This window comes from Thalassobacillus devorans, assembly GCF_900176565.1.
GTDB classification, from domain to species: domain Bacteria; phylum Bacillota; class Bacilli; order Bacillales; family Halobacillaceae; genus Thalassobacillus; species Thalassobacillus devorans_A.
Genome location: NZ_FXEH01000006.1, coordinates 1,519,428 through 1,531,858 on the forward strand (window position 1 = coordinate 1,519,428; position 12,431 = coordinate 1,531,858).

Annotated in this window: 15 protein-coding genes; 3 read left to right on the forward strand and 12 right to left on the reverse strand. The window is 40.2% G+C overall.

What is annotated here, in order from left to right:
- Window positions 1-36 precede the first annotated feature (36 nt).
- The 4 genes from B9Y67_RS18650 to B9Y67_RS18665 form a co-directional block, all read right to left on the reverse strand.
- On the reverse strand, window positions 37-996 hold the full coding sequence (locus B9Y67_RS18650) for an ROK family glucokinase (protein WP_085508867.1): 960 nt from the start codon (window positions 994-996) through the stop codon (window positions 37-39).
- Window position 997: 1 nt separating this feature from the next.
- Window positions 998-1,210, reverse strand: coding sequence for a YqgQ family protein (locus B9Y67_RS18655; protein WP_085508868.1), 213 nt, complete (start codon window positions 1,208-1,210; stop codon window positions 998-1,000).
- Between the two features lie 75 nt (window positions 1,211-1,285).
- A complete protein-coding gene (locus tag B9Y67_RS18660; protein WP_085508869.1) occupies window positions 1,286-2,740 on the reverse strand; it encodes a spore germination protein in 1,455 nt (484 codons plus the stop codon).
- Window positions 2,741-2,800: 60 nt separating this feature from the next.
- On the reverse strand, window positions 2,801-3,850 hold the full coding sequence (locus B9Y67_RS18665; protein WP_085508870.1) for a M42 family metallopeptidase: 1,050 nt from the start codon (window positions 3,848-3,850) through the stop codon (window positions 2,801-2,803).
- Window positions 3,851-3,935: 85 nt separating this feature from the next.
- Here B9Y67_RS18665 and B9Y67_RS18670 point away from each other — a divergent pair, with 85 nt between their 5' ends.
- Complete coding sequence (locus B9Y67_RS18670) at window positions 3,936-4,811, forward strand: hypothetical protein (RefSeq protein ID WP_085508871.1); 876 nt, start codon at window positions 3,936-3,938, stop codon at window positions 4,809-4,811.
- Here the strand turns inward: B9Y67_RS18670 and B9Y67_RS18675 are convergent.
- From B9Y67_RS18675 to rpmG, 6 genes are all read right to left on the reverse strand, one after another.
- A complete protein-coding gene (locus B9Y67_RS18675; protein WP_085508872.1) occupies window positions 4,796-6,346 on the reverse strand; it encodes a rhomboid family protein in 1,551 nt (516 codons plus the stop codon). The two genes, B9Y67_RS18670 and B9Y67_RS18675, sit on opposite strands and share 16 nt — an antisense overlap.
- 217 nt (window positions 6,347-6,563) lie before the next feature.
- Window positions 6,564-6,740 carry a hypothetical protein gene (locus tag B9Y67_RS20815; RefSeq protein WP_157620209.1) on the reverse strand — a complete coding sequence of 59 codons (177 nt, stop codon included), beginning with the start codon at window positions 6,738-6,740 and terminating at the stop codon, window positions 6,564-6,566.
- A 52-nt stretch (window positions 6,741-6,792) separates the two neighbouring features.
- On the reverse strand, window positions 6,793-7,758 hold the full coding sequence (locus tag B9Y67_RS18680) for an L-lactate dehydrogenase (RefSeq protein WP_085508873.1): 966 nt from the start codon (window positions 7,756-7,758) through the stop codon (window positions 6,793-6,795).
- Between the two features lie 105 nt (window positions 7,759-7,863).
- Entirely contained in the window at window positions 7,864-8,874 is a 1,011-nt protein-coding gene (locus tag B9Y67_RS18685; protein ID WP_085508874.1) for a ThiF family adenylyltransferase, read from the reverse strand.
- 35 nt (window positions 8,875-8,909) lie between these two features.
- The gene (locus B9Y67_RS18690) at window positions 8,910-9,467 is read right to left on the reverse strand and encodes a 5-formyltetrahydrofolate cyclo-ligase (RefSeq protein WP_085508875.1); all 558 of its coding nucleotides are present in this window, start codon (window positions 9,465-9,467) and stop codon (window positions 8,910-8,912) included.
- A gap of 297 nt (window positions 9,468-9,764) precedes the next feature.
- Entirely contained in the window at window positions 9,765-9,914 is a 150-nt protein-coding gene (gene rpmG, locus B9Y67_RS18695; RefSeq protein WP_028783218.1) for a 50S ribosomal protein L33, read from the reverse strand.
- 184 nt (window positions 9,915-10,098) lie between these two features.
- Between rpmG and B9Y67_RS18700 the strand changes: the two genes are divergently transcribed.
- Window positions 10,099-10,410 carry a hypothetical protein gene (locus tag B9Y67_RS18700; protein WP_085508876.1) on the forward strand — a complete coding sequence of 104 codons (312 nt, stop codon included), beginning with the start codon at window positions 10,099-10,101 and terminating at the stop codon, window positions 10,408-10,410.
- On the forward strand, window positions 10,407-10,883 hold the full coding sequence (locus tag B9Y67_RS18705; protein WP_085508877.1) for an MltG/YceG/YrrL family protein: 477 nt from the start codon (window positions 10,407-10,409) through the stop codon (window positions 10,881-10,883). The genes B9Y67_RS18700 and B9Y67_RS18705 overlap by 4 nt, the downstream gene beginning before the upstream one ends.
- A gap of 77 nt (window positions 10,884-10,960) precedes the next feature.
- Here B9Y67_RS18705 and phoU read toward each other — a convergent pair whose 3' ends face one another.
- The gene (gene phoU, locus B9Y67_RS18710) at window positions 10,961-11,623 is read right to left on the reverse strand and encodes a phosphate signaling complex protein PhoU (protein ID WP_369668774.1); all 663 of its coding nucleotides are present in this window, start codon (window positions 11,621-11,623) and stop codon (window positions 10,961-10,963) included.
- A gap of 21 nt (window positions 11,624-11,644) precedes the next feature.
- Window positions 11,645-12,403, reverse strand: coding sequence for a phosphate ABC transporter ATP-binding protein PstB (pstB, locus tag B9Y67_RS18715; protein WP_254901867.1), 759 nt, complete (start codon window positions 12,401-12,403; stop codon window positions 11,645-11,647).
- Window positions 12,404-12,431 lie beyond the last annotated feature (28 nt).

Below are 12,431 nucleotides of genomic sequence, written 5' to 3' on the forward strand. Positions count from 1 at the left end.
CTGCCTTTTTTACAGCCCTGTTCTTAGATGTCACCATTATAAATTTTGTTTAACTAGAAATGCACCGCCGATGACACCTGCATCATTTCCGAGCTCGGCTATAGCAAATTCACAAGCTTCGCTTGTACGAGGTAACGCATACTTATCAAAAGACTCCCTCAAAGGAATGAGTAATTTCTCTCCTGCCTTGGAAACACCGCCGCCAATGACTATTTTGGAGGGATTGCAGGCAATTGCAAGGTTCGCAATTGTCATGCCTAAAATATCTGTTACATAGGCCAAAACTTCTTTCGCTTCCTTATCACCTTCCGCCGCTGCGTCAAACACTTCTTTTGCAGTCAATGGATCATCAGATGAGGAATAATTACTTAATAATGAATCAGGGTTCCTCTTTATAGCTTCTTTTGCAAGTCTGACAATCCCAGTGGCGGAAGCAATCGTTTCCAGGCAGCCGGTTTTTCCACAGTTGCAGCTTGCCCCGCCTGATGGAATTACAGTTATGTGGCCGATCTCTCCACCAGTACCGTTAGCTCCATTTATAACTGCACCATTAGCAACGATGCCACCTCCAACACCTGTCCCCAGTGTAACAGCTATTAAATCATCGGCATCTTCACCGGATCCTTTCCACTTTTCTCCTAATGCCGCCAGGTTCGCATCATTATCGACGAAAATAGGCAGACCGGTTTTTTCATTCAATATTTTAGCAAGGTCGAAGTCCTTCCAGCCGATATTCACTGTTTGATAAACAAAGCCCGTCTCGGTATCGACAAAGCCAGGGGCACCCGCGCCTAAACCTAGTACCTGGCTCATCGCGATGTTCAACTGGGCTAATACTTCTTTTAATGAAACTGTTATATCTTCTGGAATATGTTCTCCGTTATCTTCATGGTTGGTGGGGATTTCCCATTTTTCATGAATGCTGCCTTGTTCCGTGATCACTGCCATTTTTATAGTGGTCCCGCCGATATCTGCTCCTATGTAGTACTTTTGCATATTATTCTCTCCCTTTTAGTCTATCCCGTTCCCGGGCCGCTTCACTTCTCAACAATAAAATTGCCATTTGGTAATCCTCATTGGACATACACTGGGCTTGATGGAGTTCTTTTATTTCTTCCTCCATCAACTCTAAATCAGCTAATCGATCCCCTATATAAATGAAGGTGCCAAATTTTTTCAGCAATTGTTGAATATCATAAATTGTTTTCATCGTCATCACCTGTATGTATTATATCAATCAGTGGTTAGAATTGAAATATCGGCTAATGAAAAGACCCGGACAATTTTACCTGTCCGGGTCTTTCGGGTGCAAAAAGGCGGGGCGACGGTTTTTCAAAGGGATTGGTGATCGAATTAACACATCTCGCATTGCTCTTGCATTAAAAGGCAAAAATGGCCAAAAATATGGAGTTTTAAATGTTTTCATCCTCACAAGGTTCAATAACCACACCGTGATACCTATTACATACCCAGCCAATCCAAATAATGCTGTAACTATTAATAAAGCGATTCTTACCATCCGGTTAGCTAGGCTCAATTCATAACTCGGAGTGGTAAAGGTTCCGATCGCTGCTATCGCAAGGTAAAGGACAACTTCATTAGAAAATAAGCCAACCTCGACTGCCACCTGGCCAATCAGAATGGCTGCTACCAATCCCAAAGCCGTAGCTAGTGAAGAAGGGGTATGAATAGCCGCCATTTTCAACATGTCAATACCAAACTCTGCTACTAAAAACTGTGCAATCAATGGGATGGCGGCCGCTTCTGCTGGTCCAATAAAACTCCATGCTTCAGGAAGCATGTCTGGTGATATCGAAAACAAATAATAAAGCGGTAAAATAAAAATCGATGCAAGCACGGCAAAAAAGCGGACAAATCGCAGATAAGCCCCTACGACCGGCTTCTGGCGATATTCTTCAGCATGCTGCAAATGATGCCAATAAGTGGCAGGGGTTATCATCACGCTTGGTGAACCGTCGATCATGATTAACACATGTCCCTCATATAAGTGCGCCGCAGCAGTATCAGGCCTTTCGGTATACCTGATTTTCGGATAGGGGTTCCAATGTTCTCCACTTAAAAATTCCTCAACCGTCTTTTCTGCCATTGGAAGAGCATCGGTATCGATTTTGTCCAGTATAGACTTTAGATGCTCCACCCGGCTGTCATCTGCTATATCTTCTATATAACATAAACAGATGTCTGTCTGAGATCGTCGGCCAATCTGCATATATTCCATCCGGAGACTACGATCCCTTACCCGGCGTCTCGTCAGTGCCGTATTAAATACAATCGTTTCCACGAATCCGTCCCTTGAACCACGAGTTACCCGTTCCAAATCCGGCTCCTCCGGTCCTCGAACAGGATAGGTTCTGGCGTCAATCAGTAAAACAACGTCCAACCCTTCGACCACCAAAGCGGTAGGACCCGCCAACACTTTATCACCGGCATCGTTCAAATCGTCCGTCTGTTCCAGTTCTACATAAGGAATGTAACGCTTTAAAAGATTTTCTAGTGGCTCCGGATCTAAATGTTCGCTTTCAATCCTAGCTAAAAACTCCATGAGACGGTTAAGTATCTCATCCTTAACAAAGCCATCCACCATAAATAACGACATGTTTCGTTCCGCATAATGTACATCCAGTTGAATAAGATCAAAGCTCTTTTCAATCCCCAAGTAATCATGCAGATAGTCTATATTTTTCTTATACTCCGAAAATAACTGTTGCTTCTCTTTCATCCAACCACCCTTATCAACAGCTGATAAGGGTAGTTTGTACTAACAAAGAAGAATGATTCATCATTTAATCATGGGTGCTTGAATATAGGCCATCAGTAATTGATACGTGTTCCATAACGAATCGGTGTGCGTTCTTTCAAAAGAGTGAGAGGCATCAATTCCCGGGCCTACCAGTCCATGCTTAATATCAAAGCCGGCACGTATTGCGGCGGAAGCATCTGAACCGTAATAAGGATAGATATCTACTTGATAAGCGATATTATTACTGTTTGCAAGGCGGACCAACTGGTTTTTTAATCCAAGGTGATAGGGACCGCTTGAATCTTTTGCACATATAGATACATCATGCTCTGTTGAAGTCTGCCCGTCCCCGATTGCCCCCATATCAACGGCAATGTATTCTACCGTTTGATGCGGAATACTTGCATTGGCACCATAACCGATTTCTTCATTATTGGAAAAGAAGAAATGGGTGGTATAAGGGATTTCTGATTCATTTTCTGAAATCTCTTCAATCATATGCAGTAAAATTGCGGCACTCGCTTTATCATCTAAATGACGGGACTTTATATAGCCACTATCTGTATATTGATAACGTGGGTCAAAGGATACGAAATCCCCTACATTGATCCCCAGAGCTTCAACCTCTTCTTTACTGTCCACTTGTTCATCCAGTCTTATTTCGATATTCTGATCATTTCGTTTCTCTTTTCCAACACCCTGGTAAACATGGACAGATGCCTGATGCATCAGTATAGTACCTGTATAGTTTTCATCCTCCATCGTATGTATCGTACAATACTCACCTTCTACACTATTCCATTTAAATCCGCCAATCATTGATAAACGAATTTTTCCATCGGATTTTATTTCTTTTACCATTGCCCCCAAAGTATCCAAATGTGCGGTCAATACCCGTTGCTTCTTGTCATTGTTTCCTCTAATCGTTGCAAGCAGTGCTCCTTTATTGGTGGTTGTCATTTCCACCCTTTGATGCATCTTCAATAAATTTTCACAGAAACGGATAATTTCTTCCGTATCCCCTGATGGACTTGGAATGCTAACCAGTTCTTTCAAATAGTTCACCATATGATTAATATTTTTTTGCATCATTATTCCTCCGTTCAGTAGCATAAATGTGTTTTTCACTCATATAACATGTAAAAAGGCGTCTGATTAAAAAGGGGACGAGCAGATGAAGAAATATGTATGGGCAACAATAATGGTACTGGCAATATTCCTTCTGGTTGTAATGTTATACCAATCTTTCCGAACTGGTACAGAAAACGTCATTAAGTACTTCCCCATTGATGAAACGAAAAATTTCCTGAAAGCGGAGACTCGGTTAAGTTTTGAATCTGAAACGGATGCCGACGAATACGAAGTAAAATGGGAAAGTATATCAGAAAGCAATGAGCCGATGTATTTAAGACAGGACTTATCATTATTATATGTGAATGGCCAATTGAAAGGTATTCTGAACAAATGGCGGGAGAATGGACAGAAAATCGAACAGTCCTCTGTTCTTCACGGCGAAGATACAAGTCTTTATCAGGCAATTACTTTTCACCATGGGGAAATCCATTACCCGGAAGATGTAATCAAAAGCATCCAGACACTTTCCTATGATCAATTATATGTCGTAGACTCCCCACACACTCCGTTGGAAAGCTTCCATACTCCAGAAACGGGAGAAGATAAAGAATGGACTAAGACCGTTAACCATTCTATCCAACAGCAATTGGATTACCAATGGGACGAGTTGATCGCACACTTTAATATCCCAAAAGAAGAATATGAAGCCGTCCCGTTGACTGACTTATATAAATATGAGAACAAAGCGATTCCAGGTGTATCAAAAGAGGATACAACAAGAATTCTTGGTCAACTCTGGGAAGGGCTCTATAAAAATTACGTGCTAGGAATCACAGATGAAAAATCAACAGGGCACCCGATTCAAAGTTATATACCTTTGATTCTTTTTTCCAAAAAAGCTGACCATCTACTGGTTCTTTTTGAAGACGACCAAGGAAGAAAGGAACAGTTGATTCAATATTATTCATTTAATTGATTGTACAAATCTTCAAAGTCTTCATTGGAAGGACGAAGGTCTTTCGCCTTCTTTGCATGGACAATAGCTTTCTCATTATCGCCTTTATTACGATAAATCAATGCCAAATTATAGTGTGCTTCTGCCATATCAGGCTCTAGCTCAACCACTTGCTCCAAGTCAGCCTGGGCTTTGTCTATTTCGCCGGTTTCGTAATAGGCAACGGCCCGATTGAAAAGTAAATAGGAAGTGTAATCGCCGTCCTTTTCTAAAGCTTGTGTTGTATAGGTAATACTTTCATTAAATCTATTTTCTTCCAGCATAGAATTAGACATCTCTACATCTACCGCTGTATGCTGTTGATTATCTGCCTGTAAAAAGCCATAAAGACCTAATGTTATAAGGGCTGCCGCATAACCTGCAACCGCTATTATTTGCCATAATGGCTGGCGGTTTTTTGGCAGGTTCACGATTGCGCTGGCAATAAAACCTCCTGCCAATCCGCCCATATGGGCACCATTGTCAATTTGAGGCACCGATAGTCCCAGGACAACATTCAAACCAATAATAAATAACAAGTTGCGCCCCATCGTCCGGAAAAAGATGCGTTTGTGCTTGACGCCAAAAAATAGCAGTGCACCGAACAACCCAAATATAGCTCCTGATGCTCCTGCGGCAACTTGAGGATTTAATGCAAAACTGGTAACGCCACCGAAAATTCCAGCTAAAAAATATATGAAAGTAAAACGGATCGTACCAAATATTTTTTCTACCGCCATACCTAAATAGTACAAAGCAAGCATGTTCATAAATAAGTGCAGCATCCCGATGTGGATGAACATAGAAGTTACAATCCTCCACCATTCCCCTTCGATAATAGCAGGATTATATTTAGCACCAAATTCAATTAAATTCATTACCGAAGTACTTTGTCCATTCATCTCTATATATAGAAAAACAGCTATGTTGATAACTAAAAGTACACGTGTCATGAAAGGTTTACCATAATCGAACAACTTTTCTTGTTCTTTTCTACTTTTATCCCGCTGAAATAATATCTCCTGTTTCAGGTGTTCGACTTCTGCCTCTAATTCATGAATATCTATATTTATGAGATCTGGCTGTTGAGGTAACGGAGAAAGCTGCAACGCTTCATATAATTTGCCACGCTTTAGCTCTCGCTCAGATCGATCTAAATAATGCACTGTCAAGTACATGTCTTTCTTCCCTTTTACTTTTAATGGGCGTACCAGACCATCCCACTCATCAACAGGACTATATTCTGACACATAAACAGCGTGGACATTTATTTCCTTCCCCACGAACATATGCTTATTCTTCTGAATATGCTGATTGATGCGAGCAATGTCTTTTTTTATATGGTTCGACCAATCAAATTGGGAGCGATACAGCCTAACTATATGATTTTTACGATTTATTTGTTTTTCCAGCCACACTTCACTGGTCATTTCATTGACATGGAGGATATCAAAACCCTGGTTGACCACCAGGTCATGAGTCAGCTTCCAAAAATAAAATTCTTCCTCAATAAACATAGCCCGGCTCCTTCCTCCTCTTATCATATCATGGTCTAGAATATGGTAGAAATCCAACGATTATATTCTTAAAATAATTTTTTCAACAATAAAATAGTTACAAAAAAAAAGTGAAGCTTTATAAAGTTAAAAATTATTTACATAGGAATATAAAAAGAGTCTGAAGCGCCGGTATTGCTCGGCAGCTACAGACCCTGCATTCTTTCCTTCTTAATATTTATAAAGATGATGCTCGAAACATTCTTTCTCTCACACCAGGAATATTAATGAGGAAAATGGTCACCAATTTTCTGATCAATTGAATAGCAAGTAGTTGGTTGATCAGTTTAAAACGATATTTCAACAATAACAATAATATGGAAAAACCGATGATGGTAGAAACAACAGCTCTCATAAAGACACCCCTTCAAAATCAGTTGGATACCTTTATCTTTTCACAAAAGAGCTTATTTATTCTCGAAAAACTTATCAACCAGTGGGTCCATGGTCTCTCTAAGAACATCAGCAGATTTTTTAAACTTTTCCTTTTCCTCGTTATCTAAATTCAAGTGAAGTACTTCCCGGATTCCTGTCCGATTAACAATGGCAGGAACACCAATATACAGGTCTTCTTCCTCGTATTCCCCTTCTAAATAGGCTGAAACTGTAAGGATAGAGTTTTCATTGTGCAATATAGCTTTTGTGAGCCTCACCAGTCCCATCGCAATGCCGTAATAAGTTGCGCCTTTACGTTGGATGATATGGTAAGCAGCGTCACGGACATTGACGAAAATATCATCAAGATCTTCTACCTTGTATTGATCTGGACGGTCATGGATGCGGTCAAACACAGATCTGCCTCCAACATTAGCATGGCTCCAAACCGGCAATTCAGAGTCACCGTGCTCTCCCATGATGTAGGCATGTATATTTCGTGCATCGACATCAAAGTAATCGCTTAACAGGTAGCGAAGCCTTGCTGTATCCAATATCGTTCCTGAACCAATGACCCGATGAGATGGCAGTCCGGAAAATTTCCAAGTCATATACGTCAGGATATCGACAGGATTGGTTGCTACCAGGAAGATCCCATCGAAGCCGCTATTCATGACAGCAGTAACAATTTCTTTGAAAATGTTACTGTTCTTTTCTACTAAATCCAGCCTGGTTTCCCCTGGCTTCTGGTTCGCTCCAGCTGTAATGACTACCAAGTCAGCATCTTTACAATCCTGATAATCCCCGAACCAAATCTTTTTACTGCCAGGTGCAAATGGAACTCCATGATTAAGATCCATAGCATCCCCTTCAGATTTATCTTTATTTAGATCAATCATTACCAACTCATCCGCTACCCCTTGATTCAATAAAGCAAAAGCATAACTTGAACCGACAAACCCTGTCCCGATCAATGCAACACGATTTACTCTTTCCATTTTCAGCACTCCCCTCGTTTACTAACCTTACACTTTAGATTGTACACTATTTCACAAACTCTGCAATGAATGAAAGCGTTTGAAATCATGACAACTTTAGTAACTTCAAGAGCCAATTAGCCGATCATATAGAGTTTTTGCTCTAGAGACTTCCTCCACCCCTTGTATCAAGACCCTGCCATCTGGAAACAGTACTAAAGTTTCACCGCTATCTAACTCAGCTTTCAATAGGAAAGGTGTTTTTTTCACTTTAGCAACGGAGGTGAGACGTTGGTTCCACAGCTGTAAATCCAGCTCTGATTGTTTGTGTATCTGTACAGAATCTCTTCCACAAAGAACACTATAATCTTCATCAGCACCGGAATGAAGATAAGGATACTCACTAGTTTGACACGTCGTACAATATGTTACCGGTTTTTTCAGCTTCATGGAAAATTGCTGATTCTGCCAAATATCAAACGTTAATAAATCGCCTCTCAGAGCATTTTTGTTGTCTGTTAAATATTTCATCACTTCTACCACCTGGTGAGAAGATACCATATCAACCACCGGAGCAATGACCCCCACTGTATCACATGTCTGGCCACTACCTGCACCATCCGGAACAACACACCTTAAACATGGCGTCTTCCCTGGGATGAACAATGCCGTCATACCTCTTGAGCTGACAGCACCACCGTAGGCATACGGAATCCCAAGTTTAAAGCATGCATCATTCAGAAGGTATCGTGTGGAAAAATTATCGGTTCCATCTATTACTACGTCGACGCCTTCCATCAATTTTTCTATGTTATCAGCCGTAACATCTGTTACAATTCCTTCCACTGATATTTCCGAATTGATGTCTTTCAGTCTCTTTTCAGCAGCTACAGCTTTCGGCAGCATATCCTCCGCGTCCTTTTGGGTGTAAAGCATTTGACGCTGAAGGTTACTAAACTCGACAAAATCTCTGTCTACGATCCGGATATAACCCACACCCGCTCTGACAAGATGATTGCTGACTACTGTCCCCAGGGCACCGGCACCTACAACCAATACCGTTTTCCTGCTAAGAAGATCCTGACCTTCTTCTCCAATTGGTGGAAATAATACTTGTCTCGAATAACGACTATTCATATGCTTCCCTCCTACTGCAAAGATGATTAGCCTTATTAAAACACAAAACCATCCTCGGTTATCAAATGATCAACCGGAATATCAAAAGCTTCATGCGGAAGCGCCTCGACAACCTGTGCATTGGAAGCAAGAGCAACCGTCTTTCCCTGATAATCCGATAAGAAACGATCATAGTAGCCCCCGCCATACCCAATCCTATACCCACGGGTATCAAACAACAATCCAGGTACGATAATTAAATCAATGGCACTCTTTTTTTTAGGTTCACATAAATTCGGATTTGGCTCTTGCAAATCGTAAAAAACTGTTTCTAATTGATTGAAATCATCTAATTGATAAAAATGTAAATGGCGAGGCCCGGGGTTACATTTCGGAACAGCAGCTGTCTTTCCCAGTTGCCAGGACTTTTCAATAATAGGTGATGTATTCCATTCATTCTTTTGAGAAATAGTGATGCCAATCGTGTCTGCTTCTTTATATATCTCAGATTGGAGCAGCTGATCCGCCAATTTCTGCTCGATCAATCCTTTTTCATCCTTAGATAGACTGGCCATTATTTGCTTACCTCTTGCCCGTAACTGGACTTTATCCATATGATCACTCCTAACCAGAAAAATTTTATCTTACGTATGTATTAACCCCGTTTGATTTCTAAGAAGCTTATTCAACCATAGGGCCGAATTGTGGAAGACTCAGTTTCAAGATAGTAAGGGTTCTTTACCATAATAGCGTCAGGGCTGGTTGGGAAACTACTCCCTTTCCACTTATGGTAACGGATCCAACTATCTCGAAACTGAGTCTTCTGTTAAAGGGAGCTTTATCTGAAAATCATTCAGTGAGATTTAACAGACCTAGGTATAAAAAAACAGTAGGATCAAATATCCTACTGCTTACTTAGTTTCACGATGAAGCGTATATTTACGAAGACGTGGGCTATACTTTTTCAGCTCCAGGCGCTCCGGATTTGTACGCTTGTTTTTAGTTGTAATATAATTGCGGTCACCAGTTTCAGTGCAAGCAAGTGTAATATTTACACGCATGTTTATCCCTCCATATCCTATCTCGTTTCATATCTCTACTTGATAATATCAGACTTATTTATAATAGCAGAACTACTTTGGCGTTTCAAGCATTCCTATTAAATTAATGTATTAAATGATCATGTAGAAAAAGTTGGATGTATGTGATATAAATGTAACTGTAACTTACATAGGAGTGAACGACATGATCATAGCCTTCATAACCATAACTATTACCGGTCTATTTCTATTTTTGGCTTCGTTTTTTATGAATGATCGCTTGAAGCAGTTGGAAGATGAGGTGGAACAAATATCGATTACATCTCTACAGGAAAGCTATAAATTAAAGCGAAAGGTAAATATTCTAGAGGAAGAGTTACTCGTCTCATTGCCTGCTAAAGAAAACGAGCCACAATATAAACAATCCCTCCAAGATGACCCCATAAAGGACGGAGTAGCAGACCATCATCCCAAAAGGAATCTTGACCATCTGAGCTCTGCGAGGCGAAAGGCATGAAACATACGGTAAGAGCTTTTTCTTTTGGCTTACTTGCATCTTCATTAGTATATTTTCTTGTCATGCACTTTGTCGGATTTCCTGAGGAAATGTTTTTACAGGAAGAAACTGGAGATGCAACTAAAGAAGGATACATATTAATAGAAGAAACGGAATTACAGGAAATGCTGACAAATCAATACGAGCTTGGACTGAAAGAGAAGCAACAAGAAGCGCCCATAAGCAATGATGAGTTAGCGGTCTTCTCGCCTGAAAACAATAGATTTACCAGTACTACTCTTAAAATCGAACCAGGGATGAACTCAGAAACAATTACAGAATTTCTGGAAGAAGAAGGCTTGATTATAAATAAGGTAAATTTCCAACAATATTTAGATGAAGCAGGTTACAGCCGCAACCTTCAGGTCGGCCAATTCCAGCTTGATTCTGAAATGACCTACCAGGAAATAGCTAAACTTATAACGTCGAATTGAAGTGCATTTTGCTCGGTGTCTGTAAATTCAAATCAAACAAAGAAGGGTTGTATCCATAAGATACAGCCCTTCCTTTTTTATTCATTCAAATCATAAGATCTGCCTTTAACAAGGAAAAAAACCTCTTCCCCAATATTAGTGATATGGTCAGCAAACCGTTCGATGTAACGAGCTGAATAAGCCATTTGCATTAAATACTGGATTTGATCTGGGTTATTTGCTGTTGATTCCAGCAACTCTCTTATGAGTTCTCCATATTTCCTATCTACGATATCATCCATTTCTGAAAGCTTATTGGCAAATGTGATATCTTCAAGATCAAACGCCTTTTTAGCGATATCTACCATGTCGAAGGCCACATCTGCCATTTCACGGATTCCAGGATGGATAGAAAGCGGATGTTTCTCTCCTAAATGCTGCGTTGCCTTAGCAATATTCTTCGCATGGTCAGCCATTCTTTCTAAGTCAGTCGTAATTTTGATAGCAATGATCAGTCGACGTAAATCGGTCGCCACTGGTTGTTGTTTAGCGATTAGAATCATAACTTTATCATTGATTTCATCTTCTTTTTTGTCTATCTTGACATCTTCCTTAATAATTTGCTCTGCCTTCTTTATATCACTTGCATATAAGGCATCGATAGCTGTCATAAAAGCTTGTTTGGTTGTTTCTGCAAGCTCAAATATATCTGCTTTCAAATTAGCCAGTTCTTCTGAAAAGTGTTCTCTAGTCACCATCATATGACTCCTCCCATATTTAAATTAACCGAACCTACCGCTGATATAGTCCTCCGTACGCTTATCTGAAGGATTTGAGAACAGTTTATCAGTATCATCAAATTCTATCAGTTCTCCGTTTAAGAAGAAGGCGGTTTTATCGGAAATTCTCGCTGCCTGCTGCATATTATGAGTCACAATAATGATGCTGTATTTCTTTTTCAGTTCTTGGACTAATTCCTCTACTTTCAAAGTTGAAATAGGGTCAAGAGCTGAAGTTGGTTCATCCATCAATATTACATCCGGTTCAATAGCTAAAGCCCGGGCAATACAGATCCTCTGCTGCTGACCTCCTGATAGACCGAACGCATTCTCATTTAAACGATCTTTCACTTCATCCCATATAGCAGCATCTTTTAAACTTTTTTCGACGACCTGATCCAGTACAGCCTTCTTCTTCACACCATGAACACGTGGGCCATAAGCAACATTATCATAGATGGACTTTGGGAATGGATTAGGTTTTTGGAAGACCATTCCTACTTTCGTTCTTAAGTCTTCCACACCATACTTATTGGAGAAAATGTCTTCCCCTTTATATTTAATTGATCCGGAAGTTTTTACAGTTGGGACCATCTCAACCATACGATTTAAAGTCTTTAGATACGTTGACTTACCACAACCTGATGGACCAATGATAGCAGTCACTTTATTTTGAGGTACCTTCATGTCGATTCCATATAATGCCTGGTCATTTCCATACCAAAGATTTAGATCGTTAATTTCAAATACGTTCTGTTCCATAGTACCCTCACTCTTTATCACACTGGTG

Excerpts from the sequence above, each read along its gene's own strand:
- B9Y67_RS18650 (WP_085508867.1), bottom strand. The coding sequence starts at position 996 with ATGCAAAAGTACTACATAGGAGCAGATATCGGCGGGACCACTATAAAA.
- B9Y67_RS18655 (WP_085508868.1), bottom strand. The coding sequence starts at position 1,210 with ATGAAAACAATTTATGATATTCAACAATTGCTGAAAAAATTTGGCACC.
- B9Y67_RS18660 (WP_085508869.1), bottom strand. The coding sequence starts at position 2,740 with ATGAAAGAGAAGCAACAGTTATTTTCGGAGTATAAGAAAAATATAGAC.
- B9Y67_RS18665 (WP_085508870.1), bottom strand. The coding sequence starts at position 3,850 with ATGCAAAAAAATATTAATCATATGGTGAACTATTTGAAAGAACTGGTT.
- B9Y67_RS18670 (WP_085508871.1), top strand. The coding sequence starts at position 3,936 with ATGAAGAAATATGTATGGGCAACAATAATGGTACTGGCAATATTCCTT.
- B9Y67_RS18675 (WP_085508872.1), bottom strand. The coding sequence starts at position 6,346 with ATGTTTATTGAGGAAGAATTTTATTTTTGGAAGCTGACTCATGACCTG.
- B9Y67_RS20815 (WP_157620209.1), bottom strand. The coding sequence starts at position 6,740 with ATGAGAGCTGTTGTTTCTACCATCATCGGTTTTTCCATATTATTGTTA.
- B9Y67_RS18680 (WP_085508873.1), bottom strand. The coding sequence starts at position 7,758 with ATGGAAAGAGTAAATCGTGTTGCATTGATCGGGACAGGGTTTGTCGGT.
- B9Y67_RS18685 (WP_085508874.1), bottom strand. The coding sequence starts at position 8,874 with ATGAATAGTCGTTATTCGAGACAAGTATTATTTCCACCAATTGGAGAA.
- B9Y67_RS18690 (WP_085508875.1), bottom strand. The coding sequence starts at position 9,467 with ATGGATAAAGTCCAGTTACGGGCAAGAGGTAAGCAAATAATGGCCAGT.
- rpmG (WP_028783218.1), bottom strand. The coding sequence starts at position 9,914 with ATGCGTGTAAATATTACACTTGCTTGCACTGAAACTGGTGACCGCAAT.
- B9Y67_RS18700 (WP_085508876.1), top strand. The coding sequence starts at position 10,099 with ATGATCATAGCCTTCATAACCATAACTATTACCGGTCTATTTCTATTT.
- B9Y67_RS18705 (WP_085508877.1), top strand. The coding sequence starts at position 10,407 with ATGAAACATACGGTAAGAGCTTTTTCTTTTGGCTTACTTGCATCTTCA.
- phoU (WP_369668774.1), bottom strand. The coding sequence starts at position 11,623 with ATGATGGTGACTAGAGAACACTTTTCAGAAGAACTGGCTAATTTGAAA.
- pstB (WP_254901867.1), bottom strand. The coding sequence starts at position 12,403 with ATGGAACAGAACGTATTTGAAATTAACGATCTAAATCTTTGGTATGGA.